The sequence below is a fragment of the Comamonas testosteroni TK102 genome (assembly GCF_000739375.1).
GTDB classification, from domain to species: domain Bacteria; phylum Pseudomonadota; class Gammaproteobacteria; order Burkholderiales; family Burkholderiaceae_C; genus Comamonas; species Comamonas brasiliensis.
Genome location: NZ_CP006704.1, coordinates 13261 through 40227 on the forward strand (window position 1 = coordinate 13261; position 26967 = coordinate 40227).

Genomic DNA, 26967 nt, shown 5'->3' on the forward strand with positions numbered 1-26967 from the left:
GCTAGGTCAGGCTTGCTTCTTGTCGCTCTCTGCGTAGAGGGCTTGTTCCAGAGCCTCAACGGCTTGGGTGAATTGTTGGACGCCGCCAAAGATATCGCGCCGAATATGAGTTTTGCTGCCAAACTGGTCGAAAGGCGGCAACTCCAGCACTTTGGCGTCCTCTATATTGTGCACTCCGTGGTCAGCAAATTTTTCCAGCAAGGCCTCTAGCACGGCCCGCGCTTGGTCACCATATTTTCCGAACACATCGCGCTTCTTGACATTGTTGGCTCGCTCGCGACGGGTGAGCGGCTTCTGATCAAAGGCAACATGCGCCACCAAGTCAAAGACGTCTAACTCAGCGCCATTTGATACTGCTTGCTGCAAAACTTCCAGTGATACGCCGTGTCCGGCCAGTTCATCCAGGACCACTTGTTTGCGCTCAGCGCCTTTCCACCTACGTAGGAATTCGTTCAAGCTGCCAAACTCGGACATCAGCACCTTTTTGATGTCATCTCTGAGCAGGACACGGTAGTCCTCAGTGATCAGCTTGCCGTTGGCATCGAGGTACTGTGAACGTTCAACTGCGACGCGAACGTTCACGTCGTCGACGACGTACTTGACGCGGCCCTCTACACTGATACCGGTTGTAGTTTTAAGCGGGAAGACTTCCTCGTCAACCTCAGCAGAAAGAAGGACGGGAGGGTCGGTATCGCCCGATAGAACATCGGGCGGTACCACCGATTCATCGTCCTCAGGCTCGTAGATCACGACAGGCTCTCCGTCGAAGTCTGGATCGGAAAACAGACGTGTGGCGCCCTTGAAGTCCATAATTGTGAAATACAGCTTCTGGTAGTCCTCGCGCAGGCGCGTACCGCGGCCGATGATCTGCTTGAACTCGCTCATTGAATTGATGTTCTGGTCCAGAACAATCAGCTTGCAGGTCTTTGCATCCACTCCAGTGGTCAACAACTTTGAGGTGGTCGCGATGACTGGGTATGGCTCGTCGTTGTCGATAAAGTACGACAGCTGGGCCTTGCCCTCATTGTCATCACCGGTGATACGCATAACGTAACGGCGATTACTAGCCGCAGCTGGAATGAGTCTGACCAGCTCTTGCCTCATCCGTTCAGCATGGTCTTGGTCATCGCAGAACACGATAGTCTTCGCCATCGGATCCGTGGCCTTGAGATATTCCCACACCTTATTTGCCACCAAGCGGGTGCGCCTCTCCAGCACCAAACTGCGGTCAAAGTCCTTGGTGCTGTACAGCCGCTGCTCCACACTCTGGCCGAGCTTGTCGACCTTACCTTGTTCCGGTGTATAGCCAATGGCATCCATATCCGTCGCGATGCGAATCACTTTGTAGGGCGCGAGGAATCCATCCTCAATGCCTTGCTTGAGCGAGTAGGTGTAGATAGGTTCCCCAAAGTACTTGTAGTTGTACTCGGGGTCCTCAATTACGCGCATCCCCTTCTTCTTGTCGAGGCGACTCTTCTCTCTCGGAGTCGCTGTCAGGCCGATGTGCGTCGCAGACGCGAAGTAATTGAGCACCTCTCGCCAAGCTGAATCGTCAGTTGCGCTACCTCGATGGCACTCGTCTATCACAACTAAGTCAAAAAAATCAGCCGGGAAGTTCCGGTAGATCTGCTTCCATTCTTCACGGCCTGTCACCGCCTGGTAAAGAGCCAAGTAGATTTCATAGTTTTTTTTAACTTTGCGGTTGGTGACTTTGTGCATCACCTCGCCGAATGGGGCGAAGTCTTGTTGCATCGTCTGATCGACCAGAATATTCCGGTCCGCCAAAAACAGGATTCGCTTCTTGGCCTTGGCCTTCCAAAGGCGCCATATGATCTGGAAGGCGGTGTATGTCTTGCCCGTTCCCGTGGCCATCACCAACAGAACCCGTTGCTGCCCCTTTGCTATGGCCTCTATCGCACGGTTGATCGCAACGCGCTGATAGTAGCGAGGCTCCTTGCCGCTACCATCGGTGTAGAAAGGCTGCTCAATGAGCGCTACCGTAGTAGGTTCATTCAAGCCCTTCCATCTCAAAAAGATGGCCCAAAGTTCAGCATACGTTGGAAAAGCATCAAGAAGAACTTCGCGCTCAGTGCAGTTGGACAAACCAGTTCGGTCGTGAATCAGGAATCCAGAACCGTTACTGCTGATCGCGAAAGGCGCGTCTAGCATCTCAGCGTAGGCCAGCGCCTGCTGCATACCGTGCCCTATAGAGAATCGGGCGTGCTTTGCCTCAACAACCGCCAAGGGTAAATTTGGCCGCGCGTAAAGCACGTAGTCAGCCCGCTTTGGCCCTCCCTTAGCCTCTGGATTGCGCACACGGGCAGCCAATTTACCGCGCACCAAGACCCGACCGGCGGTGAGATTGACTTCCTCTCGGAACTGAGACTGCAGCCATCCAGCGCTTTGCAGGGCGGGCGTGATGAACTTTGTACAGATGTCTCGTTCGCTGAGTTGGTGCATGTCCACGTAGTGCTCCCAATAATTTCTTCAGGGCCAGTCTAGAGAGCAAGAAAGGCGCACGAACCAAGCTGTCTCTCCTGTAAGGATAGCCAGTACAGTTGCGACAAACAGCGATCCAGAAGTAACCCGTATTAAAACCGGCCCTTTCTCTTCTTTTACAACATTCGGTCAATTAACTAAAGACGAACTCCCGCTGGGCCGACTTACTTGAATTTAACAAACCACATAAAAATGATCTGATACATGCTCAATAGCGACTTAAAAAGGATTAACTGCTACTTAACGTTAAACACTAAGATGACATCTCACAAGGAAGTCTTTAGCTCCTTGTTGTTACCTAAGCCAGTAAGGCTAAATACGTGAAGTGGCTTGTCGGGGCCCTAAAAGCATGCGAAGACTATAAGAAATGCCACCCAACCTAGGCGCAAGAAAAATTCTGTCTTTATCTACAGCATCCACTTGACCCGTCACCCCGTACCGATCGCCGATCAGTGCGAGTAGATCATCCTTGACAGTTAGCAACGTCACATCTCTACGGCACGCCCAGTTAAGCAGATGGAGCACATAGTTTTCCGCAGTAAACGACAGCGGCGAGATGCCGATAACCGGTGGGCAATGACACAACAGTAGTCCTAGAGCATCGCGATGCCACAGACGACTAACTCGTCGAACCCCATAGAGACTGAGAGCCCCAGGACGTGAACGCCCAGCATGCATTGCAGGCAGTGCCTGAAAATGATGCGCAAACAATCGTATTTGAGCCTCGGGGGCGACGTCTTGGCATGAGTCAAGCCAAGCATTGGGCTCAGCAAGCGCCCGCCAAAGAATTGAGTTGTAAGCGGCGATAGCACCAGGCACCAGTGCCTCCGCATTTCGAACTACATCTGGTATCCCCTCCAAAGACGCGCTCAAACCGCGTTTACCAGCAGCGACCTTCGATAACGATCCTGGCTGAGAAAAACCTTCTCCGTGCTCACGCTTGCTGATCCTTAGATGCGGAAAAAGCTTGCGCTCAATGCTCGCATACGAGTCCTCGGGCAGCCGTCTTTTCAGGTAAAGCACCCAATAAAGATCTCGCAGGGCGAGTGCCGCATCCTTGGACGGTCGTCCTTGCTTCGCGGGGATTCTTTGCTTTTCCATGCAGACCTCCGTACATCCCACACAGTCACGAAATTATTGACTATTGAGACTGCTGGACGAAACCACAGCTGGCCTGAAGAATTCGTGGTGACGCATCAACTGCGTCAAATTCGTCAACGTGAATCTCAGATGCCCCAGATCCCTCAAACCTCACCGCTGAAATGCCCTACATGCGCAGCAACATTGCTTGCGCCAGAGCAGGCCAAGAGCACTAGTGAGGTTTGGGAGGATTTGCGTCAGCATGGCCAGTCTGCGCGTGACTGGGCCCTGGAACATGGCTTTGAGCCCACGTTGGTCTACAGCGTCTTGTCTGGAAATCGGAAGTGCCTGCGCGGCAAGTCCCATGAAGTAGCTAAAGCACTAGGCCTCAAATGACCCACTCAGCTTCGCCCCAAGGACCGTAAAAAAGTGGAGCCCGTGATGGCTGCAACCGTCACGGGCTCCTGTCCAACCCGCCGGGAGTTGTCCAGCAGGAGTCGACAGCCATAGCTTATCCGCGTCTTGGATGCGGGTGCAACTCCCTCTTTGCCTAACTTTGCCAACCGGAACTTCCGGCCGGCAGGAAGAGCTGCACCCCAATGAAATTTCTCACCCATGGCCTGCACAGGTCATCGTCATACTTTTTGCGACGTACGCAGACGAATTGCTACAGACCTCTGCGTTCATCCGAACATTTACGCGGACGGTGTAAAGCCCAACGCCCCCAAACAAACTCACCATCGCATCACGGCATTGAACAACTCTGGGGGCGCATATGAGCATCACCCCAGTACGTCGCGTAGTGACGCGTAGTGGTCTTCACATCAGAGGCAAATTTCCGAGCCGCAAGATGAGTCGCATGGTCGAGTGGGAATCCCCCTTTGAAGCGGACGCCATTCGACTATTTGAGTTCAACCCTGGCGTGCGCGCCTTCTACAGCCAACCTAGCGTTGAGCACTACCACGATGCCTTCGGCACCGCACGAAGCTTTATTCCGGACTTTCGCGTTGACTGGCTACATGGAGGATCGCTGCTAGTCGAAGTGAAGTCAGATGCCGACGCGGCCTATCCACCCACCCAGCATTTGCTTGGCCTCAAAGCAATGGCGATGCAACTCCAAGGCAAGCCCTACCGGGTGCTCACGCCAACACAAATCAAAAGCCAAGTCACATTCGCATGGTTCGACGCGCACCGCGATGTACTGCTGCGTGCGACAAATCGCCTAACGCCTGAAGGCTATCTGATGAGCACGTTGGGGCGAAGCAGCATCGACAAGGACATCCGTTCCGAGCTTTTATCCATGATTCCCAGCCTTTGGCCCGACGTGTGGGCCGAGGCAGTAGCAATCGGCGTGCAGTCGACAACCTCACTGAGCGGTGCACCTATCGCAGAGTACCTGCCCGAAAGACTAGTCTCCGGTCCTTTGGCCATTGTGGGCGACGCCGCTCACGTGGTTTCACCGATGACCGGCAGCGGCTTTGCCACAGGGGTAGATGACGCAGCCTTGCTTTCCCGCGCGCTAGCGGAGCGCCGCCACGATGAGTCAATGGCGGCAGCGTTGCTGCGCTATGAGAATGCACGCCTGCCCTACACTCGAGCTCTGGTTGCTCATTCGCGCCAGCTGAGTGCGCGGTATGTCAACCACGCATCCGGGGTCGACCTCGTGCAAGAAGACTATCATTCACCGCGGACGACGCCATAGGTTTAGCTTTTGATGGGTATAGCTTCCCACACCGTTGCTAGGAGCAAGAGCGAAAAAATCAGTGAAGTTTTATCCCGCCTTTTGCATGCAATTTGTCCCACGAATTGGTGACAAAAACGGGCAAGTCATTGATTTCAAAGACTCTGAAATCCCTTTTATTCCAATCACTTACACCCCCTGCAGGTGAATTCAAGAAACAAAGAGAAGGCCGGCGGACGCTGGCCTTTTTTTATTTCAGCCTCTGCACCGAAGCCCTGGCCTTCACGCGCTCGAAATGGGCCGCCACGCGCGGGAACTCGGCGATGTCCACGCCGTCGCCCTTGAGCCAGCCGGCCACGGTGTAGAGATAGCCGTCGGCCACGGTGAACTGCTCACCCATCACCCAGGTCTTGTCACCCAGATAGTGCTGTTCGATCACGGCAAAGCATTCGCGCATGTTCTGCGGCACCTTGGCGCGCATGGCGGCCTGGGCGGCCTCGTCGTCGGCCCAGCGCGAGGCGCGCGGACGGTGGGCGTGGGCGATGTGCGCGGTCGATGCCAGATAGGCATTGAACTCCTGCATCTGCGCCAGCGCGAAGGGATCATTGAGCGGCGCCAGTCTTGCCTGCGGATGGGTCTGCGCCACGTACAGCAGCAGCGCGGGAGTCTCGGTCAGCACACCGTGTTCCGTGGCCAGCGCGGGCACTCTGCCCTTGGGATTGATGCTCAGGTATTCGGGGCTGCGCTGCTCGTTGTCGGCAAAGCTCAGCGTCTTGAGCGTGAACTGGGCATCCGCCTCATAAAGCGCAATCAGTACGGCCTGCGCGCAGGTGCCAGCTGCGTAGTAAAGCGTGGTTTGGCTTGCCAAAATCGTTCTCCCGTGGATGGTGATATGCCTGTGCAGTGTAGGCTGCTGCGCAGCCGGCTCAATCCCATGAACCGGGTCTGCTCATAGCAATGGCGCAAGGCAGACATCGACATCTCATGGCAGCATCGCGCTTCTGCCAGAAGTGCCCCACCCGAAATGAAATCCTCCATCCGCATTGTTGACGTCGACCGCCTGGAAACCTGGAGCAAGTACAAGGCCGGCATGTGTGACAGCTGCGCGGCCAATTGCTGCACCATGCCGCTGGAGGTGCGCCTGCCGGATCTGGTGCGCCTGGAGCTGGTGGACCCGTTCGAGGTCGAGAACATCGAGCCCAAGCTGATCGCCAAGCGGCTGCTGAAGATGCGCATGATCGACCACTTCAACCCCAAGCACGAGATCTTCACCATGGCCCGCCGGGCGGGTGGCGACTGCAATTTCCTGGACAAGAACACGCGCCGCTGCACGGTCTATGAAAAGCGCCCCGAAACCTGCAGATTGCACCCCAAGAAAGGCCCCAAACCAGGGTTCTGTGCCTATGGCAACAAGGCGCTTTCATAGCAGCAAGCAGTGCGTTTAATCCCTGGCAAGATCGGGACATGGAGACATCACAAAAAGGCAAGCCTTGGAGCGCAACAGAAGTTCGGGCAACCATCCAAAGTTATCTGAACATGCTGCAGCAAGAACTGGCCGGGCAACGCTGCAACAAGGCGGCTTGCCGACAGCTTCTATTCCAGCAACTGAACGGTATCCGATCGCCTGCATCCATTGAATTCAAGCACTGCAATATCAGTGCAGTCATGCGTCTTCTTGGCTACCCTCACATCAAGGGTTATCAGCCACGGTTCAACTTCCAGTCGCTGCTGATAGAGGAAGTCGAATCCCAGCTGCAGCAATGCCAGGCGTTGGAAGCCATCGTGCAATTTGCCGTGACTCAGCCGGCAGTTGAGTACCTCGCTCCGACATTCGACACTGTGCAGCAAGAGCCCCCGAAGCGCACGCCCAAAGCGGCTGAGCCCACCGCGACTTATGCCCTGCACAGTGCCGCTAAACGTGACTATCTGGCTCAGGAAGCACGCAATCGTTCACTGGGTTTGGCCGGCGAAAAATTTGTGCTGGCTTATGAGCAATGGCAGCTTGAAAAGCAAGGACTGCACAAGTTGGCAAGCAGGGTCGAGCATGTTGCCGAGTCGCTGGGGGATGGACTCGGTTTTGATGTGCGATCCTTCGACCTGCATGGCAAGGAAAAGCTGATCGAAGTAAAGACCACCAGCTTTGCCAAAGAAACGCCATTTTTTGTCACACGCAATGAGCTGCAGGTGTCACAGCAAGAATCTTCTCGCTTTCATCTATACCGACTTTACGACTTCAGAAAGCGCCCTCAGTTGTTTGATCTGCCAGGAGCGATCGACAGCCATTGCCAGTTGGATGCACAAAGCTATCGCGCCAGCTTCTAACGACGAGACTCCGATCTCGCCCCTACGCCACGGCAGGCAGCCAGATGCGCGCCACCAGGCCTGGATGGGCGTTGTGAAAACTGAGCTTGCCGCCATGCAGCTGGACAATGGCCAGCACACTGGCCAGACCCAGTCCATAGCCCGGGCGATCCGATTCCGCGCGGTAGAAACGGGTGGTCATTTTCTCCAGGGTCTGAGGATCTGCACCCGGCCCCTGGTCCTGCACGGTGATCTCCACACCCCAGACGCCATCGCTGACGTGCTCCTGCGCTGGCGCGGCACGCAGCAGCACGTCAGCCCCGTGGATATCGTCGGGTGACGCTCCGTATTTAATAGCATTATCGACAAGATTGGAGACAGCGCTGGCCAGCAGGTCGCCATCGCCCAGGGCCTGCACACCTTCCTGCACATCCAGCCTGAGAATGCCGCCGGCGTCTTCCACCAACGGTTCGTAGAAGTCCACCACGTCGACCAGCAAGGCCTGCAGATCAACCGATGCAAAGCTCTTGCGACTGGCTCCGCTTTCCACTTCGGCAATCTGCAGCAGCTTCTCGAACACCACGCCCAGCTCAGCCACTTCTTCGGCCACCAGCGCCAGCGTGGCGGACTGCATTTCGGGGCTGGCCTGCTGCGCGTTGCGCAGGCGCAGCAGGATGCGCGTCAGCGGCGTTCTGAGGTTGTGCGCAATGCTGTTGGAGACGTGGCGTATGCCTTCCATCAGCTGCTCCAGCCTGTCGAGCATGGTGTTGATATCGCGGTTGAGCAACGTGAATTCATCCTCGCGCTGATCGACCGGTATGCGCTGGCGCAGCTCGCCTGCCGCCACACGCGACATGGTGCTGCGAATGGCGGCCGCGCGCTCGTCCACCACGCGTCGGAAGACCATGGCGCCTATCACGGCCATGATGCAGGCCGCCACGGCCGCCAGCAGGCTGGCCTGGCCAAACAGCTCTTCCATATCGCGCTGCAGCTGCATGTCGCTGCCCACGGCCAGCAGATTGCCATTGGGCATTTCCACGACGGCCACCCGGCCTACCATCAGCCGCCCGTTGCGCTTCACGGTCAGCTCGCGCACGCCCATGATGCTGAGCTTGCGCGGAGGATAGACCTCGGCATTGCTGACAATGGTCTCACCTTGCGGGTTCATGAGAATGACGATTTCCGTGTCGGTGTTCACACCGTCACGAATGGTCTGCAGAATCTCGTTTTCCAGCGCCCCCGGGCCGTATTTCGCCGAGTGCTCGGTCAGTCTGCGCACATGGTTTTCGGCCTGCTTGTCGAGCCGTACCCGCACCACGCCCACAGTCTGCACATAGAAGACGGCCAGCACAATGGCCATGGTCAGGACCATGAGGCCGCCATAGCTGAGAGCCAGCCTGAAGGCCAGCGAACTCCAGGGTCTGGAGCGCATCATCAGACCACCTCGGGCAGGTCTTGCGGCTGGTCCGAGAGGCTGTAACCCACACCGCGCACGGTGTGGATCAGAGGCGTGGCAAAGCCTTTGTCCACCTTGCTGCGCAAGCGGCTGATGTGCACATCGATCACATTGGTCTGCGGATCGAAGCGGTAATCCCAGACCGACTCCAGCAGCATGGTGCGCGTGACGATCTGGTGCGCATGCTGCATGAGAAACGCCAGCAGACGAAATTCGCGCGGCTGCAGCGACAACGGCTGGCCGGCACGCTCGGCGCTGCGCGAAATCAGGTTGACGCGCAGATCGGCCACCTGCATCTCGCGCGTGGGAGCCGGGATCTGGGCACGGCGCACCAGGGCTTCAAGCCTGGCCGATAGTTCGGAAAAGGCAAAGGGCTTGGTCAGATAGTCATCGCAGCCGGCCTTGAGCCCGCGCACCCTCTCGTCCGTGGCAGACAGGGCGCTGAGCACCAGCACCGGCGTCTGCTTTCCCATGGAGCGCAACGCCTGCAGGATCTGCAGCCCGTCGAAGCCATTGGGCAGCATGCGGTCGAGGATGATGACATCCCAGTTCTCGCCCACGGCCTGCGCAATGCCTTGCACACCGTCAGCGCAGACGCTGACATGCGCGCCTTGCTGGCGCAACCCTTCAGCGATGTAACGCGCGTTGAGCGCATCGTCTTCGATGATGAGGTAGCGGTACATGCGGAGTCTGTCTCTGGCCGTTGGTGGACAGACACTATAAGCCGTCGCCTCGTCCTTCGCAGCGGGCAGCAGGGATGCATCAGGAGGTGGTACAGGGGTTTGTGCCATCTCCCTTGCCTCGCTCAAGGCTGCACCTGTGGCAGATCGCCGCTGGCCAGACGCACTTCCCATTCGGCGTCCAGCATGTCCTTGACCAGCTCCAGATGCTCCAGCCGATGCTCGGTGATCGAGCCCAGTGCATCGATCAGCTCAAGAATCGTGCCCTTGCCCAGCTTGTAGGCGTCCTGAGCCATCTGGTGCAGCGGCGCAATCTGGGCCAGCCCTTCCTTCTCGTAGTCGCGCACGGCCGTGCGGCGCAGCGACAGCTGCTGCAACGCGCGCTGCAGTTCGGACTGAGCGGCCAACAAGGCCGCATCGCGGCGCAGCTCAGCCTGGTCGGCCTCGACCTTGGCGCGCTCGATGGGACCCTGGCGGCGGTCGAACAGCGGGATCTCCACGCTCACGCCCACCTGATTGAAACTTCCGTCCACGCTGTTGCGGATGCGGGCCAGACCAAAGGATGGCGTGGGCAGGGCTTCACGCTGCTCCAGCTGGATCTTCTGGCGCGCTCTGTCCAGCTCGGCCTGCGCGGCACGCAGGCTCGGCAACTGGATCTGCGCCTGGTTCCACAGCAGCTCGTAGCCAGGGGCCTTGCGCAGGTCGGAAGCCTGCAGGCTGCCTTCGACACGCACCTGCCATTGAGGCAGGGCCGCAATGGCGGCCACGCGCGATGCGGCATCCCGCAAGGCGGCCTGAGCCTTGCTGACCTGCATGCTCATCTGGGCCTGCTGCAGGTTCAGCCGCGCGCCGTCATAGCGGCTGCGCGTACCGGCTTCGATCTGGCCCTTGACGATGTTGCCCGCCCTCTCCAGCTCGTCGCGTGCAGCCAGCCACACCTGATAGCGCTGCTGCGCCACCAGCAGCTCGTTGAAGGCATGGGCGGCATCGCTCATGGTGACGGCGACCGCCACGTCTGCATTGGCCGCCGCGGCCTTCTCGCCCAGCCTGGCGTTCTCGATGCGCATGCCGCGCTGGCCGAAGATGGGAATGGCCTGCTCCACACCCCATTCCTTTTCGCCGCGCTTGCTGGAGTAATGCATGGCGGGATTGGAGATGGTGGCCGCCGTCTTGCTGTCGGCCCTGGCCAGATCCAGCTGCATGCGATCGGCCGCCAGATTGGGCTGGTTCTGCACGACGATGCGCAGATATTCCTGCAGGGTCACAGGCTGCACAGGGGCCGCCATACGGCCCGCTGCTGCACTGTTCTGCGCAGGTGCGTCCATCGCATCGGCAGCATGAGCGAGGCCGCTGAAAGCACCGCAGCACAGTGCTGCAGCCATGGCCAGCGAGTGCCATTTATTCATCTTGAGCGCTTTCATCACGTTCTTCCTGCGTCAACATGTTCTTGGGGCCCAGCAAGGCATACAGCACGGGCAGCAGCACCAGTGCCACCAGAGGCAGCACCACCATGCCGCCGACGATGACCGAGGCAAACGGACGCTGGGTTTCGCTACCCACGCCAGTGGACAGTGCCATGGGCAGCAGGCCCAGCAGCGCCAACAACGCCACCAGAATGATGGAGCGCATGCGCTCGGCCGCACCTTCGATCAAGGCCTGCATCAAGGGCATGCCCTGACGGCGCAAGTCCTCGACCGCAGAGACCACCAGCAGCCCCGCCAGGGCCACCTGGCCCAGCAAGGCAATAAAACCGATGGCCGCGCTGATGGAGAGCTCGATATGCGCCAGATGCAGGGCCGCAATGCCGCCCACCATGGCAAACGGCGCACACAGCAGGATGATGCCGGCGCTGCGGGCCTGGCCCAGCGCACCGAACAGCAGGGCGTAGACGATGACCAGCGACAGCGGAACCACCACCTTCAGGCGTGCAGCCGCACGCTGCTGGTTCTCCCATTCACCGCCCCAGACGGCCTGGTAGCCTTCAGGCAGTTTCACGTTCTGCTTGAAGGTGGCCAGCGTGTCCTTCACCACCGAGCCGATGTCACGGCCTTCCACGTTGAACTTGAGCGCCATGTAGCGCGCATTGCCTTCGCGGAAGATGGAGGAGTTGCCGACCTTCATGCTGACCGTACCGACCGAGCCCAGAGGCACCGAGCCACCATCGGGCAGCGGTATGGCGATGTTGCGAATGCGCTCTTCGTCCATGCGGTCCACGTAGGGAAGGCGCACGCGCACCGGCACGGGGAATTCGCCTTCCCACAAAGTGGTGGCCACATTGCCGGCCAGGGCCACTTCCAGGGTCTTTTGCGCGTCCTCCATGGCAATGCCCTGGCGTGCCAGGGCCTGGCGGTCGAACTGCACATGCACCTGGGGTGCCGGGGCATCGCGGTACAGATCCAGATCGACCACGCCATCGATGTCCCTCACCAGCGATTTGGTCTGCTGAAGAATGCTGCGCAGCGTGGGAATATCAGGCCCGAACAGCTTGAGCACGACCTGGCCGCGCGCGCCCGAGGTGGACTCTTCCACGCTGTCGCGAATGGGCTGCGCGAAGTTGAAGGCCACGCCGGGAATCTCGCCCAGCGTCGCCCGCATTTCCTCGATCAGTGCGGGCTTGGTCAGGCCCTTGCGCCATTCGCCATGGGGCTTGAGGCGCACCAGCACCTTGGCCAGATTCAGCGTCTCGTTGTCGGTGCCCGATTCGGGGCGTCCCTGCTCCGTGGTGACGGTGATCACTTCGGGGAAGACCTTGAGACGCAGACGCACATCGCGCAGCACTTCCTGGCCTTTTTCCAGCGAGATGGAAGCCGGCATCTGCACCAGCACATAGGCATCGCCCTCATCGAGCTCCGGCAGGAACTCGGTGCCCAGCCATTTGGCAGAAACCCCGGCCACCACCAGAACGCTCACGAACACGGCGATCACCGCAGTGCGGCGCTTGGCTGCGCCCAGCACCTTGGCGATCCAGTGCTGGTAGCCGTGGTGCGCACGGTCAAAGATCTTGGGCTCTTCCACCATCACATGCTTGGGCTTGAGCAGCAAGGCGCACAGCGCCGGCACCAGACCCATGGCAAACACCAGCGCACCCAGCAGGGCAAAGCTGTAGGTCATGGCCAGCGGGCGGAAGATGCGACCTTCGATGCTCTGCAGCGAGAACACGGGAATCAGCGCCGCAATCACGATGGCCATGGCGAACAGCGTGGGCTTGGCCACGGCAACGGCCGAATCCACAATGATGTGGCGCATGTCGTTGGCCGTCTGCGGCTTGCGCTGCCGTGCGTTGCGGATGATGTTCTCGGCCAGCACCACGGCACCATCCACCATGATGCCGAAGTCGATGGCACCCATGGAGATCAGATTGGCAGGCATGCCCAGCCAGTGCAGGCCGATGAAGGCCACCAGCAGCGACAGCGGAATCACCGTGGCCACGATCAGCGAGCCACGCAGGCTGCGCAGGAACAGCCACAGCACGGCAATGATCAGCGTGGCACCGAACAGCAGGTTGTGCTGCACGGTCTTGAGCGTGTGGCCCACCAGATCGGAGCGGTCATAGTTGGTGACCATGTGCATGCCTTCGGGCAGGCCGCCGCTGTTGAGCTCATCGACCTTGGCATGAATGTCATCGAGCACGATGGAGGGGTTGGCGCCGCGCTTGAGCAGCACAATGCCCTGCACCACATCGTTCTGGTCGTCCATACCCACCGAGCCCTGGCGCGGCGTATGCGACTGCGCGACACGCGCCACGTCGCCGATGGTCACGGGAGCCTTGCCACGCATGGCAACGACCACATCCTGAATCTCCTGCGGATTGCGCAGCAGGCCGATACCGCGAATGATGAAGGACTGCTCGCCACGGCGCATCAGGCCGCCACCCACGTTGCGGTTGGACTTGGAGAGCGCATCGCTCACATCGTCCAGCGACAGGCCCAGGCTGTAGAGCTTTTCGGGGTCGACTTCAACGTGGAACTCCTTGACGAAGCCGCCAATGCTCACCACGTCGGCCACGCCCTGCACCTGCTTGAGCACGCGCACCACATGCCATTCCTGCTCGGTGCGCAGCTGCGCCAGATTGTGTCTGTCGCTCTGCAGGCGGTAGTAGAAGATCTTGCCCAGCGGCGTGTAATCAGGCGCCATTTCAGGCGTCACGCCATTGGGCAGATCCGCCTGCGGCAGACGCTGCGACACCTCGGCGCGCGCCGTAAAGCTTTTCGCGTCGTCGTTGAAGACCAGATTGATCATGGAGAGGCCGAAATAGCTCTCCGAGCGCAGCGATATCAGACCCGGCGTTCCGTTGAGCTCACGCTCCAGCGGCTGGGTGATCTGGCGCTCCACCTCTTCGGGAGCCAGGCCCGGTGCCTGGGTGATCACCCCGACCTGCACATTGGTCACGTCGGGATAGGCTTCGATGGCGGTCTGCAGATAGGCGTAGACGCCGTAGACGGCAATCGCCAGCGTGGCGCACACCGCCAGCAGCCGACGATGCACCACAAATGAAATAAATGAACTCAGCATGGTTCAGGCTCCTGCCGGACTAGAGCAGTTGACTGGCCGCGCCGTCGAGCAGCAGACCACCACGCACCACAATCTTCTCACCGACCTTGAGGCCGCTGATCACCGGCACCATGCCTCGCGATGGGCGCCCCAGCGTCACCACGCGCGCCTCGAACTGGTTGTTCTCATGCTGCACATAGACCACGCTGTGGCTTTCATCCTTGATGAGCACGGCGGTGACCGGAATCAGCATCTCCTGCTGATTCGACAGCTGCACGCCCACCTTGGCCTGCATGCCGGGACGCAGCACCGGGTTCTGTTCGCTCAGCTCCACCACCACGGCAGCGCGGCGCGACTCCTTGTCCAGCGTGGCTCCAAGATGGCGCACCGTACCCCTGATCGGCTTGGGCAACTGCGGCACCTCGACCTGCACGGCACTGCCCAGGCGAATGCCGGGCAGATCGGACTCGAACACCTCTGCAACCACATTCATGGCCTGGGGATCGCCAATCATGAACAGCGCGGCTCCCGGTTCAGCGGCAGTCCCCACCACGGCCTTGCGCTCGGCCACGATGCCGGCACGCGGTGCGCGCAGCTCGAGGCGATCGCCACCGCCCGAGCCCAGCAGCGCAGCCGTACCCTGTGCGCGGCCCAGCTCCTGCGAGGTCTCGCGCAGCTTGGCCTGCGCGGCGCGCAGATCGACTTCCACACCCACGCCCTTGTCCACCATGGTCTGCTGGCGCTGGGCTTCTACCACGGCCACATCATGTGCGGTCTTGGCCGCAGCCACGTCATAGCGGGTGCGCAGCGCATCGGGACTGACCAGAGTCGCCAGCAGATCGCCGGCCTTGACCATATCGCCCACATGCGCATTGACGGACAGGACACGCGCCGAAACCGGTACCGAAACGGAGGCCACGCGATCCTCGACGAAGGCCACATGCGCAGGAGCCCAGGCCATCTGCAACCCCTGCGGATTGGCTACGGGCGCGATCTCCAGCATCTTCACGGAGGCTGGCTTGACCTGGATAAAGCCCTTGGGCAGTTGCGCAACCGGCTTCTGCGCCTCCTCGGTGGCTCTGGAGGCATCACAGCCGAGCAGCAGACCCGCCACGGCAATGGCCGCAGCCATCACCGGCAGTCTTGCCAATGTCCAGTTTGGTAAATGTGCCGCTCCCGGCTGTCTCACAAGGCTCTTGTACATGTTCACTCTTTCCCAAGTCCGGCAAGTGACGGGCGCGTCCACGACTTCACCTGCAGTGATGACGCCATGCTAGGAAGAGCACCCCGCGGCGTGGATGACACACGCATTACGGTTTGGTAAGGCCGAGCACGGACTGACGGACTGAAACAGGGCCGCAGAGCAGGCCCTGCTCCGCTGATGGTCTGAAACCAGGAAATCAGCCTTCAGACAGGCTGCATTGCCCATTTTTCAGGCAACTCACGCATCCCCTCTGCCATTTGCTCAAAAAACAGGCATCTTTCATGTATTTTTTCATACATGAGTACCGAAAGTATCATTACTTCATGATCACAGGCCGAAGCATACCTGGTCCCTGAATTTCAGGGAAAACACGATCAATCCATTGATAGTCAATGGATATCTACTATCAAAAGATGAGCTTTGAAGTTATCCACGCGGTGGATAGATTTCGAACCATTCCTTCTTCGCATCCAGATTTCAACAGAAACCGGTGCTCTTGCATACAAAGCAGCGAGACGAGCATTGGCGATGGGTAATCTTCCGCCATCCGCTGCACGCTGCGGCCTTCACCAGACTTGTGGATAAATCTTCTGCTTTGCCATCTGCAAGAGTGAAGAAAGCCATGAACAACCTTACCCACAACACTTGAAAACCATGCTGTTTCTGCAAATTTGCAGCAACGCCACAATCTAGAAAAATCTTTTTGTTCATAAAAATTTAACAACCATATCCACAGGCATTTGTACATGGTTGTCTCCAGGATATGTACAGGCCAATCTTCAAGCCATTCTGTGGATAAGTTTCTTGGTAACTGCACCCTGCAAAATCCACAACTACAATGAACAAGTCATATACAAGCAGTGGAAAAGTTCTGCCTACGGACTCCCTCTGGTACAGCTGTAGAACATACAGACTTCACTGATTTGTATGCCGTATTGCATAAGAAATTCAATCTTATTTAATACATATCTCTGTACGAATACTTATAAGTCGCAAGAGCACAGCGTCTTTGCGTCTCGAAAAACGCTGAAATGCATGAAAAAAAGTGGGCTGAAGATGCCCTGAATTCCTTTGATGCCGTGGTCGGGGCCATGCCGGGATTTCGCAGTCGTGAAGGACAGCGAAAAATGGCGGCCCAGATCGCGCAAACGCTGAGCCAGGCGCAGCTCGGAAAAATCGATGAAGGCGAGCCGGAACCACGTCGCGCCATCGCCGTCGTACAGGCCGGCACCGGGGTCGGAAAATCGCTGGCCTACAGCATTCCGGCCATCCGCATGGCGCTGTCTCGCGGCACGCGGGTGCTGATCTCCACAGCCACGGTGGCCTTGCAGGAACAGCTGGTGAACAAGGATTTGCCGGCCCTGGCGCAAAAGCTGGACCAGCCTTTCAAATTCGCCCTGGCCAAGGGGCGTGGCCGCTTTGTCTGCAAGCTCAAGCTGGAGCGTCTGGCAAGCACGGGGGAAGCACAGGACGAAATGGACGATCTGTTTGGCGAGGAGCAGGGCCAGACCAAGTTCAGCCGCCCTCAGCACGAGCTGCAGGCCCGCATGCAGTTCTACAAATCCATGGCCGATGCACTGGCCACGGAGGCCTGGAACGGCGACCGTGACTCGCTGGAGACCCCGCCTGAGGCCGAGGCCTGGAGCCCCGTGGCAGCCGAGTCCTCTTCATGCACCGGAAAGCACTGCCCGGCCTTCGGCAGCTGCGTCTATTACGAGCGCCGAAAGGACCTGGTGGCGGCGCAAGTCATTGTCGCCAATCATGATTTACTGCTTTCCTCACTGGGCTCCAAGCTGCTGCCCGAGCTGGATAACTGTCTGCTGGTGCTCGATGAAGCCCACCACCTGCCCTCCACGGCTCTGGACCAGTTTGCCGGCGAGATGGATCTGAGCCGCCTGGGCTGGATCGACAAGCTGGCCAGCCGTGCGCTGCGCGTGAACCAGGTCGCCGAAGTCGAGGAACTGGCCGACGTGCCCAAGCATGCGGGTCAGCTGCGCCAGCAGATGCAGGAGCTGGCGCGACTGGTCATGGAGCACTATGGAGAGACGCTCAAATCGCAGAAAGACAGCTATGGGCCAGCCAGGGTACGGGCACCCCGCGGAATGCTGCCAGAGGCGCTTCTGGAGCCTCTGGGACAGATTGCGCACCATGCCGACGGCTTTCTGGATGCGCTGCGCGCCGTCTCCAAGGCCCTGCGCGCCGAAATCAAGGAACAACCCGAGGAAGCACAGCGCCTGTCCACCGTCTATGCGCAGGTCGGCGCCCTGGCGCCCAGGCTGGAAGCCATTTTCAACACCACGCAATTGCTGCTGCAGAACAACGAGAGCGATGGCGACGGCAAGATGGTGCCCCATGCCAAATGGTTCACGCTGGAGATGGACGGCGAGTTCATCGTGGTCAAGGCCCATGCCAGCCCGATACAGCCCGGCTCCACCCTGCGCCAGCATCTGTGGTCGCAGGTGCGTGGCGCGGTGCTGACATCCGCCACGCTGACCAGTTGCGGCCATTTCGACTTCTTTCTGCGCGAAGCGGGACTGGCCAATGACGACTCCGTCACCACGCTGGAAGTGCCAAGTCCCTTCGACTATGCCCGCCAGGGCACGCTGGTGGCCCGTGAAACGGCCTCAGACCCGCGCGAAGCCGCACGCTTTACCGAGGAGATGGTCGAGGCCCTGTTGAACGATCTGAGCCGCATCCAGGCCGGCGCACTGGTGCTGTTCACATCCCGTGAGCAGATGCGGCAGGCCGTTGACGCGCTGTCCACCAGCATGCGCAACCAGGTGCTGGTGCAGACCGCCCTGCCCCGCCAGACCCTGCTGGCCCGCCACCGCGAGGCCGTGGCGATGGGCGAGCCCTCCATCATCTTCGGCATGCAGTCCTTTGGCGAAGGACTGGACCTGCCGGGAGCCCTCTGCGAGTCGCTGTTCATCACCAAGCTGCCTTTTGCGCCGCCCGACGACCCCGTTGGCGAAGCCAGAGCCGAATGGCTGCGCAGCAGCGGCCGCAACCCTTTCAACGAACTGGTGGTGCCGGCCACGGCCATCCGCCTGGCCCAGTGGGTCGGCCGCGCCATCCGGACCGAGGAAGACCAGGCCCATGTGTACTGCTATGACCGCCGTCTGACGGGCACCAGCTACGGCCAGCTGCTCATCAAGGGCCTGCCGCCTTTTACGCTGCAGCGGCGCCCGGTCCGAGGGTCTTGAGTTCCGGTGCGAAACACGGCCTTGCCCAGGTGATTCAAGGCCGCATCCCGCTGTTTCGTGCCATTCCAGAGACCGTTTTCGCTGTTCTCAAGTGCGCGGCAAGGTGGTTTTCTGCCCTGCCGCTGCACCCTCTTCGCGCCTCTCGAACCTGCTGCGGCGCACTCCGCGCATTTGTAATTTTTCTAACAGTTGCCTGGCACTGCGAGCAGCATCCAGCCTTTCCTGGCTGCCGACGCGCAAGGTCTTGCCCGAAGCAACACCGCCAGGCTTGTGCACCAGTGACTACCGTGACTGGTGGGCAACTGCCGGCGTTCCTGGTTTCCGTTCCACCGACGGATGGCTGCAGTTTCCCAGAGCTTGCGCATCTGCTCCGGGTTCTGCTCCATGCAGAGGTGAAAAATTCTTTGAAAACAATGACCTATGGATCATTGAATTTTTTTGAATGAAGAAAGCGCAATGCTGGCTGATATCACTGGCCTGCATTCCTCGAGAGTTTCCCCCAGCTGTTCATAACATTCTGTGGATAACAGGGACTTCAAAGACTCTTCGATGGGAATTTATCCCCACCTCCTGTCACTGAGGAGGCGCATCTTACGCCAATTTTTCGAGATCTGGCGCGTCAATCTTTCCCAAGCCGTTTTTTTCTGCACTTCCGTCTGAAGCAAAGGGATTGGCCCACCTGATCAGCCGCGATCGTGCGTGTTTCCGGATCTTGCTTGCGACTTCTGCTTCAGTTGTTCTTTAGAAGCTTTATAAAAATATAGTCGTAGTAGTAAGACTTGGCATCTGCTGTTGATAACTTACAAAAACCAAGGCAAATCAAGCATCTTCAGGGATGACAAACATGGAGACAAATGACGGTTGCTGCTGTCCTCGATTCATGAACAACTTTGCCTTCTTGCGCATTTTTGTGGAAAACATGGAAGTTGATATTGGCTTATCCACAGAAATTCATTTCCTCATTAATTCTTTATAAATTGCCTGTATTCATTGATATATAAGCGTTATTTGCTATGTTTTTCATAGTGAATAACTGTGAAAAACAGGATTGGGCACATTGGATTCCAAGGGTGTGATGTCGCAAGAACTGCTTGCCCGCTGATCTGATCGACATTTTTTTATCCAGACCATCCCCGATTGCTGTGTAAACTTCGACCGCAGTTGTTATTTCTAGTCTTATCTTTTTAATTAGTAGTAATAGTAAGTGGCTCACTTAATTGTTGATAAGTAATTAATTTCCTTAAAAATCAACAACTTGAACTTTGCCAAAAGCTGTGCCCCTACATGGGCTGCCGATGTCCTGGATTTGGGAACAACTTTCCAGAAGCTTTCCTCGCTGTGGAAAACTGAAAAATTCACTGCGTTTTATCACCAGGTTTATTCACAGCTTGCGCGGTCGCTGAAAACCATGAAAAAAGCCGCCCGTTGGGCGGCCTGCTCGGTCCCGATATCGCGGGCTCAAAAATTCAGAAGTGGCGTGCGTATCGCAGCTGAAGAAAGTTCTCTCCCGGGTTGGGGCGTTTGATGCCTGCGTTGGACTGGTGCTCGAAGCGCAGACTGATTTCGTTTTTCAGTTGCTCGCCAAACAGGTAGCCGATGCCGATATGGCTGGCAAAGTTGTAGCGGGTCGAGAATTCCTTGTGGTCGCTGATGTAGCGGTGGTTGGTGGCATAGCTCAGGCCCAGTCCGGCTTGCAGGAACCAGGGCGACAGGCCTTGTGCGGGACGCCAGCGCAATGTGGGTTGTGCTCCCAGAACCCAGGTCGAGCGATTGCCGCCCTGGTAGTCGGAGGACCAGCGGCTGAGCGAGAGATCCCAGTAACCCGTCATCCGTCCCGGGCCCAGGGCGTAGCTCCAGTTCCAGGGGAGCATGATGCCGCCGGCCCAGCTATCGGTGCCGTGCTCTGCCGAGCCGTATTGCAGATAGAGGGCAGTGGTCGAGGATTGCACAGGCTGTGCATGAAGCATGGGGCTTGCCAGGCTGATCAGCGTAGGGATTACAAGATTTGTTGCTAATTGCAGTTTTTTCATGTCAATTGCCCTCTAAATGCTTGAAATCTGGTTGCGATATCGATGCTCAGCCAATGCCTTGATTTCGCTCCCTCTGTGGATATGAATCTAGAAGCTTGTGAATAGATGCGCTGTCGGCAAGCGCTTGCGTTGGTAGTCAGCCAACTGACATCGCAATGTAAAAAAGCCCCCGGTCATGACGACCGGGGGCTTAGATGGGATGGTGATGGAAGCCGGCTTACTTGGCTGCCGGGGCAGGCGCTGCAGGGCGCTCCTGACCGGGTTTGCCGCCATGGTGGCCATGATGGTGGCCGCCACGCTGGTGATGCATGCGCAGGGTGGCCGTATCGAAGGTCTTTTTCTGCTCGGCATTGAGCTGGGCGTAGAAGGCCTTGGTGGCTTCGGCATGGCGGTCCATCTCGGCCATGCGCTTGCCGCGCATTTCACGCATCTTGTCGATGCGCTCGGGTGTGGTCAGCTTGGCAAAGGCTTCGCGGTCGCCGGGGGCAGGGCGTTCGCCGGGCTTCATGGCCTGGGTGTAGGTGGTCCAGGCAGTTTCCTGCGCAGGCGTCAGCTTCAGGTCGGCCTTGAGTTTCTCCATGCGCTGCTTCATATGCTCCATGCGGTCGCCGCGCTTGTCACCACGCTGGTGCTTGTGCGGCTCGGGCGCTTTCTGGGCGGCTGCAGGCTGCTCTGCGGGGGCTGTCTGGGCAAAGCTGGGCAGGCTCAGCGAGGCGAGCAGGGCGGTTGCAACAGCGGCTCCGGTCAGTGTCTGGCGAAAGCGGGTCATGTCTGTTTCCTTTTCTGTGGAAGTGGAAGAAGTGGCCGCCTGGTCTTGCTCCTGAATGGGCATTCGGTAGCGGATGACTGAAGTGTGGACCCCCCATGTTTCTAAGACGTGAGGTTTTGCAGCCGCTCTGTAAAGTATTGATAAGTTTGAGTGGCTGCGACTGCGCAACAATGGATGCATGGGCTGCGTTGGCGGCCGATTTTTTTCCGCGGGATCCAGCTGCAGGAGCTGGCGACGATTGAAGGTTTAGCAAAGGTTTTTGATGTTCAAGAACATGATTGTTTATCGCATTGCCGAGAGCTGGCAGGGCGATCTGCAGCTGCTGGAAGATGCGCTGCAAAAGACGGTGTTTGAGGAGTGCGGCGCGACCCAGGAGCGTTCCGTAGGCTGGGTGCCGCCGCGCGGCGAGCCCCATGGCCCGCTGGTGGAAAGCGTGGCCGGTCAATGGGTGATGCGCTTCATGAGCGAGTCCAAGATGCTGCCGGCCAGCGTGCTCAACCGCAAGGTCAACGAGAAGGCCGAGCACATCGAAAAGACCGAGGGCCGCAAGCCCGGCAAGAAGGAGAAGAAGGAGCTCAAGGACGAGGCCAAGCTGGACCTGCTGCCCATGGCCTTCACCAAGCAGGGCAGCATGTGGGTCTGGATCGATGCGCAGGCGCGCACGCTGGTGCTCGATACCAGTGCACAAGGCCGTGCCGACGAGATCGTGACGTTGCTGGTCGAAGGCCTGCCGGGCTTTGCGGTGGCGCTGCTGGATACGCAGACCAGTCCGCAGGCCGCCATGGCGCACTGGCTGATGACGCAGGAGCCGCCCGCCGGTTTTTCCATCGACCGCGAGTGCGAGCTCAAGGCCGCCGACGAGTCCAAGGCCGTGGTGCGTTATGCACGCCATCCGCTCGATATCGACGAGGTGCGCCAGCATATCGAGCATGGCAAGCTGCCGACCAAGCTGGCCATGACCTGGGATGACCGCGTGAGCTTTGTGCTCAGCGAAGGTCTGCAGATCAAGAAGATCGCGCTGCTCGATGCGGTGATGGATGGCCAATCCCAGGATGACGGCGGTTTCGATACCGATGTGACAATTGCCACGGGCGAGCTGTCGCGCCTGATTCCCGATCTGATCGAGGCACTTGGCGGGGAGGGGCGCACGGGTCTGGGCGACGGCCTGCCGGCATCGCTGTCGTCGGCGCCTGCGGCAGAGACTCTGCCCGTGCGTCTGGCACAGGGACGCGGCCAGGGCACGTTCACCGGCCCGGCCACAGCGCCCGCCGATAGCGCCCCGGAAGAGGCGCCCTTCTGACGCTATGGATGATGTAGCTGCTTGCGCTTTTCAATCAAGGATTTCAGTATTTATTGATGCTGAAATCGAGTGACAGCAAGCGCTAGGAGCTATCAAAAAAGGCCTGCCAGATCATTCCGGCAGGCCTTTTGCATGGGAGCTTCACGTGCCCGGAAACGCGGTATCAGACGCGCTCGAAAATCGCCGCGATACCCTGGCCGCCGCCGATGCACATGGTCACCAGCGCATAGCGGCCGCCGGTGCGCTGCAGCTCGTACAAGGCCTTGGTGGTGATGATGGCGCCGGTGGCACCCACGGGGTGGCCCAGGGAGATGCCGGAGCCGTTGGGGTTGACCTTGGCCGGGTCCAGAGCGAGCTCCTGAATCACGGCGCAGGCCTGGGCGGCAAAGGCTTCGTTGGCTTCGATCACGTCCATCTGCTCGATCTTCAGACCGGTGCGTGCCAGCACCTTCTGCGTGGCGGGGACCGGGCCGATGCCCATGTATGCGGGATCGACGCCGGCGTGGGCGTAGCCGACCAGGCGGGCAATGGGCTTGGCGCCCGAAGACTTCAGCGCCTGCTCGCTCATCATCAGCACGGCAGCCGCGCCGTCGTTGATGCCGGAGGCGTTGCCGGCGGTGACCGTGCCGCCTTCCTTCTTGAACGCGGGCTTCATGCCGGCCAGGGTGTCCAGCGTGGTGGCGGCGCGCACATGTTCGTCGGTGTCGAACAGCACCACGCCCTTGCGGCTGGCAATTTCCACGGGAACGATCTGTTCCTTGAAGCGGCCGGACTCGATGGCGGCAGCGGCACGCTGCTGGCTGATGACGGCCAGCTCGTCCTGCATCACTCGGCTGATCTTGTAGCGCTCGGCCACGTTTTCAGCGGTGATGCCCATATGCATTTTTTGCCAGGGATCGTGCAGGATGCCCAGCATGTAGTCGATGCTTTTCGCGTCGCCCATGCGTGCGCCCCAGCGCGAGGCCATGTCGAAGTAGGGGCCGCGGCTCATGGATTCGGAGCCGGCACCGATTGCCACTTCGCAGTCGCCCAGCGCAATGGATTGCGCCGCCGAGACGATGGCCTGCAGGCCCGAGCCGCACAGGCGGTTGACGTTGTAGGCAGGGGTTTCGATGGAACAGCCAGCGTCCACGGCCGCCACGCGGGACAGGTAGGCGTCGCGCGTGTCGGTGGGGATGACGTTGCCCATCACCACATGGCCCACGGTGTCGGCGGCGATGCCGGCACGCGCAATGGCTGCCTTGACCACGGTGGTGGCCAGCTGGGCGTTGGGAACGTCCTTGAGGCTGCCGCCAAAAGTGCCGATGGCCGTGCGCGCGGCGCTGACCACGAAGATGTCTCTGGTGCTCATGGTTTGTCTCCTGCATTGATGGGCAATGCTTGTGCTTGAATGATTTGAAAGGATGAATGAGAGCAACCGCATTCATCGCACAGAGTATTCTGCAGTATTTGCTGCAGTGCAACATGTCTCGTTGTTGACGCCGCCCAGCGCGGGCCACGAGGGTTTCACGTGAAACCCGCAAGCCGTCTCAGGCGGCTGTCCTGCGCCGGGGCGCCGTGGGTTCATGGTGCGCCGGCGTCAGGTCGGTGTCGGCGCTGGCCAGGTCGTCGAGGATGGGGCAGTCCGGCCTGTCGTCGCCGTGGCAGCAATGCACCAGCGTCTGCAGCGTGCGCTGCATGGATTGCATGGCGGCAATGCGCTCTGTCAGCGTGGCGATGTGCTTTTGCGCAATGGCCTTGACCTGGCTGCTGGCGCGGCCCTGGTCCTGCCACAGGCCGAGCAGGGTGGCGATCTCGTCCATGGAAAAGCCCAGGTCGCGCCCGCGGCGAATGAAGCGCAGTGCGTGCACATCGGCTTCGGTGTATTGGCGATAGCCGCTGTCGGTGCGGTGCACGGGCGGCAGCAGGCCCAGCGCTTCGTAGTGACGCACCATGCGCGCAGATACCCCGGCGCGGCGCGCGGCCTCGCTGATGACGACAGGCCAGTTCTGAGCGATTTTTGGTGTCGGTGGGTGCTTGGGCATGGCTAGTCCTGAAAAAACGCGCCAGCGGCCTTCTGATGCCTTGCGTGAGGTGCTGGCGCGGTGGGTGGGTAGCGTTCAGGCGACCTTGTAGCCTTCTTCGGCAATGGCCGCTGCCACGGCTTCGCGGCTGGCGCCGGTTTCGACTTCCACGCGGTTGGCGGCGCGGTCGATCTTGATCTGTGCCTGGGCATCGACGCCCTGGATGGCGTTGCTGACGGCACGCTCGCAGTGGCCGCAGGTCATGCCTTGAACTTCAAAAACTTGTTGCATGGATGGCTCCTTCAGAAAGTGAGTCGACCGGGCTGGCGGACTCGATGCCTTGAATGGTCAACCCTAACATCATGACAAGGTCAAGCCTTTGACAAGACTTGGGTCCGGGCAGGGTTGAAAAGCCGCAAAGTCTGCCGATAAGACGTTGTCATCTTGCAGATCGCCATGGCTTGGGCATCGCAGTCGCGGGTTTTTCTCGGCGTCGGTGACAATCTGAAACAATTTGCAAGTTCTGGCCCGACAATGCCAGTCGTTCAAAGTGGAGAGAGATTCATGAGTCTGTTGGAAATGATGCGGGGCTTCACCATCCGCACGCGCATGATGGGCGCCATTGGTGTGGTGATGGTGCTGCTGGGTTTGCTGGGGGGCGCCGGGATGCTGGGCATGTTCCGCATCCAGGACATGAGCCAGGAGTTTCTGAGCAACGCCTTTGTCAAATCGGGCCACATGGCGCAGCTGCGCACCGAGCTGGGCGGCATCCGCTCCAGCGAGAAGGACATGGTCATCCAGTACGAAAAGCCTGAAGAGGTGCGCAAGGCCTATCAGCAATGGGTCATGAACATCGACAAGTCCAAGGCAACGCTGGGCAAGTTCGTGACCGACCAGAACGCGCAGGATGCGCAGCTGACCAAGAGCATCATTGGCCACCTCGACAGCTATCGAAAGCTGTTCGAGCCCGTTGCGCGGCAGCTGGAAGCCGGCGGCTATGACTCGGCGACCACGGCCAACCGCATGAGCGGCAAGGCCCTGGCCGAAGTCATGGAGGCCGACAAGCTGCTGGCGCAGCTGGACAAGCTGCTGCGCGAGCAGGCCGACGCGCTGGCTGCGGCCGAGCGCGACGTGGCCGACCAGACTCGCTGGATGTTTGTGGTGGCCGTGATCCTGGCGCTGGTGGTGGTGATTCCGCTGACCTTGCTCAATATGCTGTCCATCTGCCGCCCGCTTGAAGTGGCCCGCCAGATGGCACTGACGATTGCCGGTGGCGATCTGTCGCTCAAGGCCGAGGTCAGTGGCAAGGATGAGCTGACGGATCTGCAGCGCGCGCTGGACCAGATGCAGCAGTCGCTGGGCACCACGGTGGCCCAGGTGCGCGATGCCAGCGGCAATATCGCCACGGCCAGCCAGGAAATTGCCACGGGCAATCAGGATCTGTCGGCCCGCACCGAACAGACGGCCAGCAATCTGCAGGAAACCGTCGCCTCGCTGGCCCAGCTGACGGCCACGGTGCAGCAGACCGCATCGTCTTCGCAGCTGGCCAACCAGCTGGCTGCCTCGGCCTCTTCGACGGCTGTGCAGGGCGGCCAGATCGTCGGCCAGGCCGTCAACAGCATGCAGGAGATCTCGGCCTCCAGCCGCAAGATCGGCGACATCATCGGCCTGATCGATTCCATCGCTTTTCAGACCAATATCCTGGCGCTGAATGCGGCCGTGGAAGCCGCCCGTGCGGGCGAGCAGGGACGTGGTTTTGCCGTGGTGGCGGCCGAGGTGCGCAGCCTCGCCCAGCGCTCGGCCCAGGCCGCCAACGAGATCAAGTCGCTGATCAGCACCAGCGTGCAGACCGTGGACGTGGGCGCGCGCCAGGTGGAGAGCGCCGGCAAGGCCATGCAGGAGACCGTGGACAGCGCTCAGCGCGTGGGCGACATCATTGGCGAGATCACGGCAGCGTCCAGCGAGCAGTCGCTGGGCATCAGCCAGGTCAACCAGGCCGTGGGCGACATCGACCGCATGACCCAGCAGAACGCGGCCCTGGTGGAAGAGTCGGCTGCCGCCGCAGAGTCGCTGCGCGAGCAGGCGGCGCGACTGGCCCAGCTGGTCAGCCAGTTCAAGCTGGCCGGCGGCGCGGTGCATGCCGCCCAGCGCAGCCCCAGAGCTGCGGCTCATCCCGGCATGGCGCCGGCGGCACTGGCTTCCGCCCAGGCGGCCTTGCCCGGCCAGAAGCAGCAGTTGCTCGAACAGGCCTGAGCCTTTAGAGCTCAAGC

General features: G+C 59.6%; 21 protein-coding genes. 7 read left to right on the plus strand and 14 right to left on the minus strand.

Going from position 1 to position 26967, the window contains the following annotated elements:
- Positions 1 to 6: 6 nt before the first annotated feature.
- Positions 7 to 2466 (minus strand): EcoAI/FtnUII family type I restriction enzme subunit R, encoded by a 2460-nt coding sequence (gene hsdR, locus O987_RS00050; protein WP_043370361.1) that lies wholly within the window; start codon positions 2464 to 2466, stop codon positions 7 to 9.
- A gap of 345 nt (positions 2467 to 2811) precedes the next feature.
- Positions 2812 to 3600, minus strand: a complete 789-nt coding sequence (locus tag O987_RS28575; RefSeq protein ID WP_144244877.1) for a hypothetical protein — start codon at positions 3598 to 3600, stop codon at positions 2812 to 2814.
- A gap of 129 nt (positions 3601 to 3729) precedes the next feature.
- On the opposite strand from O987_RS28575, the gene O987_RS27675 reads away from it, so the two are divergent.
- Both O987_RS27675 and O987_RS27490 read left to right on the plus strand, forming a co-directional pair.
- Complete coding sequence (locus O987_RS27675) at positions 3730 to 3975, plus strand: DNA-binding protein (RefSeq protein ID WP_080731415.1); 246 nt, start codon at positions 3730 to 3732, stop codon at positions 3973 to 3975.
- 463 nt (positions 3976 to 4438) lie between these two features.
- Positions 4439 to 5281 carry an FAD-dependent oxidoreductase gene (locus O987_RS27490; protein ID WP_051962097.1) on the plus strand — a complete coding sequence of 281 codons (843 nt, stop codon included), beginning with the start codon at positions 4439 to 4441 and terminating at the stop codon, positions 5279 to 5281.
- 229 nt (positions 5282 to 5510) lie between these two features.
- Here O987_RS27490 and O987_RS00065 read toward each other — a convergent pair whose 3' ends face one another.
- On the minus strand, positions 5511 to 6128 hold the full coding sequence (locus tag O987_RS00065) for a glutathione S-transferase family protein (protein WP_043370364.1): 618 nt from the start codon (positions 6126 to 6128) through the stop codon (positions 5511 to 5513).
- A gap of 156 nt (positions 6129 to 6284) precedes the next feature.
- On the opposite strand from O987_RS00065, the gene O987_RS00070 reads away from it, so the two are divergent.
- Positions 6285 to 6686, plus strand: coding sequence for a YkgJ family cysteine cluster protein (locus O987_RS00070; RefSeq protein ID WP_043370366.1), 402 nt, complete (start codon positions 6285 to 6287; stop codon positions 6684 to 6686).
- Positions 6687 to 6724: 38 nt separating this feature from the next.
- Positions 6725 to 7582, plus strand: a complete 858-nt coding sequence (locus O987_RS00075; protein ID WP_235214230.1) for a DUF3883 domain-containing protein — start codon at positions 6725 to 6727, stop codon at positions 7580 to 7582.
- Positions 7583 to 7604: 22 nt separating this feature from the next.
- On the opposite strand, the gene O987_RS00080 is transcribed toward O987_RS00075, so the two are convergent.
- From O987_RS00080 to O987_RS28580, 6 genes are all read right to left on the minus strand, one after another.
- Positions 7605 to 8996, minus strand: a complete 1392-nt coding sequence (locus O987_RS00080) for a sensor histidine kinase (protein WP_043370370.1) — start codon at positions 8994 to 8996, stop codon at positions 7605 to 7607.
- Positions 8996 to 9700, minus strand: coding sequence for a response regulator transcription factor (locus O987_RS00085; RefSeq protein WP_019042907.1), 705 nt, complete (start codon positions 9698 to 9700; stop codon positions 8996 to 8998). The genes O987_RS00080 and O987_RS00085 overlap by 1 nt, the downstream gene beginning before the upstream one ends.
- Positions 9701 to 9822: 122 nt before the next feature.
- On the minus strand, positions 9823 to 11118 hold the full coding sequence (locus O987_RS00090; RefSeq protein ID WP_019042908.1) for a TolC family protein: 1296 nt from the start codon (positions 11116 to 11118) through the stop codon (positions 9823 to 9825).
- Entirely contained in the window at positions 11096 to 14209 is a 3114-nt protein-coding gene (locus O987_RS00095; protein ID WP_003059994.1) for an efflux RND transporter permease subunit, read from the minus strand. The genes O987_RS00090 and O987_RS00095 overlap by 23 nt, the downstream gene beginning before the upstream one ends.
- Positions 14210 to 14228: 19 nt before the next feature.
- The gene (locus O987_RS00100) at positions 14229 to 15392 is read right to left on the minus strand and encodes an efflux RND transporter periplasmic adaptor subunit (protein WP_003059992.1); all 1164 of its coding nucleotides are present in this window, start codon (positions 15390 to 15392) and stop codon (positions 14229 to 14231) included.
- Between the two features lie 406 nt (positions 15393 to 15798).
- Positions 15799 to 16140 carry a hypothetical protein gene (locus O987_RS28580; RefSeq protein ID WP_144244878.1) on the minus strand — a complete coding sequence of 114 codons (342 nt, stop codon included), beginning with the start codon at positions 16138 to 16140 and terminating at the stop codon, positions 15799 to 15801.
- A 283-nt stretch (positions 16141 to 16423) separates the two neighbouring features.
- Between O987_RS28580 and dinG the strand changes: the two genes are divergently transcribed.
- On the plus strand, positions 16424 to 18595 hold the full coding sequence (dinG, locus tag O987_RS00105) for an ATP-dependent DNA helicase DinG (RefSeq protein WP_080731417.1): 2172 nt from the start codon (positions 16424 to 16426) through the stop codon (positions 18593 to 18595).
- Positions 18596 to 20061: 1466 nt separating this feature from the next.
- Here dinG and O987_RS00110 read toward each other — a convergent pair.
- Positions 20062 to 20625 carry an acyloxyacyl hydrolase gene (locus O987_RS00110; RefSeq protein ID WP_003059988.1) on the minus strand — a complete coding sequence of 188 codons (564 nt, stop codon included), beginning with the start codon at positions 20623 to 20625 and terminating at the stop codon, positions 20062 to 20064.
- A 217-nt stretch (positions 20626 to 20842) separates the two neighbouring features.
- Positions 20843 to 21394: a Spy/CpxP family protein refolding chaperone gene (locus O987_RS00115; protein ID WP_043375967.1), complete on the minus strand. Its 552-nt coding sequence runs from the start codon at positions 21392 to 21394 to the stop codon at positions 20843 to 20845.
- 262 nt (positions 21395 to 21656) lie between these two features.
- Between O987_RS00115 and O987_RS00120 the strand changes: the two genes are divergently transcribed.
- On the plus strand, positions 21657 to 22694 hold the full coding sequence (locus O987_RS00120; protein ID WP_043370372.1) for a recombination-associated protein RdgC: 1038 nt from the start codon (positions 21657 to 21659) through the stop codon (positions 22692 to 22694).
- A 163-nt stretch (positions 22695 to 22857) separates the two neighbouring features.
- On the opposite strand, the gene O987_RS00125 is transcribed toward O987_RS00120, so the two are convergent.
- From O987_RS00125 to O987_RS00135, 3 genes are all read right to left on the minus strand, one after another.
- Positions 22858 to 24045 carry an acetyl-CoA C-acyltransferase family protein gene (locus O987_RS00125; protein WP_003059983.1) on the minus strand — a complete coding sequence of 396 codons (1188 nt, stop codon included), beginning with the start codon at positions 24043 to 24045 and terminating at the stop codon, positions 22858 to 22860.
- A 178-nt stretch (positions 24046 to 24223) separates the two neighbouring features.
- On the minus strand, positions 24224 to 24718 hold the full coding sequence (cueR, locus tag O987_RS00130; protein ID WP_043370373.1) for a Cu(I)-responsive transcriptional regulator: 495 nt from the start codon (positions 24716 to 24718) through the stop codon (positions 24224 to 24226).
- Between the two features lie 75 nt (positions 24719 to 24793).
- Entirely contained in the window at positions 24794 to 24988 is a 195-nt protein-coding gene (locus O987_RS00135; protein WP_003059978.1) for a heavy-metal-associated domain-containing protein, read from the minus strand.
- 273 nt (positions 24989 to 25261) lie between these two features.
- On the opposite strand from O987_RS00135, the gene O987_RS00140 reads away from it, so the two are divergent.
- Entirely contained in the window at positions 25262 to 26950 is a 1689-nt protein-coding gene (locus tag O987_RS00140; RefSeq protein WP_043370375.1) for a methyl-accepting chemotaxis protein, read from the plus strand.
- Positions 26951 to 26967 lie beyond the last annotated feature (17 nt).

Excerpts from the sequence above, each read along its gene's own strand:
- O987_RS28575 (WP_144244877.1), bottom strand. The coding sequence starts at position 3,600 with ATGGAAAAGCAAAGAATCCCCGCGAAGCAAGGACGACCGTCCAAGGAT.
- O987_RS27675 (WP_080731415.1), top strand. The coding sequence starts at position 3,730 with ATGCCCCAGATCCCTCAAACCTCACCGCTGAAATGCCCTACATGCGCA.
- O987_RS27490 (WP_051962097.1), top strand. The coding sequence starts at position 4,439 with ATGGTCGAGTGGGAATCCCCCTTTGAAGCGGACGCCATTCGACTATTT.
- O987_RS00070 (WP_043370366.1), top strand. The coding sequence starts at position 6,285 with ATGAAATCCTCCATCCGCATTGTTGACGTCGACCGCCTGGAAACCTGG.
- O987_RS00075 (WP_235214230.1), top strand. The coding sequence starts at position 6,725 with ATGGAGACATCACAAAAAGGCAAGCCTTGGAGCGCAACAGAAGTTCGG.
- O987_RS00080 (WP_043370370.1), bottom strand. The coding sequence starts at position 8,996 with ATGATGCGCTCCAGACCCTGGAGTTCGCTGGCCTTCAGGCTGGCTCTC.
- O987_RS00085 (WP_019042907.1), bottom strand. The coding sequence starts at position 9,700 with ATGTACCGCTACCTCATCATCGAAGACGATGCGCTCAACGCGCGTTAC.
- O987_RS00090 (WP_019042908.1), bottom strand. The coding sequence starts at position 11,118 with ATGAAAGCGCTCAAGATGAATAAATGGCACTCGCTGGCCATGGCTGCA.
- O987_RS00095 (WP_003059994.1), bottom strand. The coding sequence starts at position 14,209 with ATGCTGAGTTCATTTATTTCATTTGTGGTGCATCGTCGGCTGCTGGCG.
- O987_RS00100 (WP_003059992.1), bottom strand. The coding sequence starts at position 15,392 with ATGTACAAGAGCCTTGTGAGACAGCCGGGAGCGGCACATTTACCAAAC.
- O987_RS28580 (WP_144244878.1), bottom strand. The coding sequence starts at position 16,140 with ATGTACAAATGCCTGTGGATATGGTTGTTAAATTTTTATGAACAAAAA.
- dinG (WP_080731417.1), top strand. The coding sequence starts at position 16,424 with ATGCATGAAAAAAAGTGGGCTGAAGATGCCCTGAATTCCTTTGATGCC.
- O987_RS00110 (WP_003059988.1), bottom strand. The coding sequence starts at position 20,625 with ATGAAAAAACTGCAATTAGCAACAAATCTTGTAATCCCTACGCTGATC.
- O987_RS00115 (WP_043375967.1), bottom strand. The coding sequence starts at position 21,394 with ATGACCCGCTTTCGCCAGACACTGACCGGAGCCGCTGTTGCAACCGCC.
- O987_RS00120 (WP_043370372.1), top strand. The coding sequence starts at position 21,657 with ATGTTCAAGAACATGATTGTTTATCGCATTGCCGAGAGCTGGCAGGGC.
- O987_RS00125 (WP_003059983.1), bottom strand. The coding sequence starts at position 24,045 with ATGAGCACCAGAGACATCTTCGTGGTCAGCGCCGCGCGCACGGCCATC.
- cueR (WP_043370373.1), bottom strand. The coding sequence starts at position 24,718 with ATGCCCAAGCACCCACCGACACCAAAAATCGCTCAGAACTGGCCTGTC.
- O987_RS00135 (WP_003059978.1), bottom strand. The coding sequence starts at position 24,988 with ATGCAACAAGTTTTTGAAGTTCAAGGCATGACCTGCGGCCACTGCGAG.
- O987_RS00140 (WP_043370375.1), top strand. The coding sequence starts at position 25,262 with ATGAGTCTGTTGGAAATGATGCGGGGCTTCACCATCCGCACGCGCATG.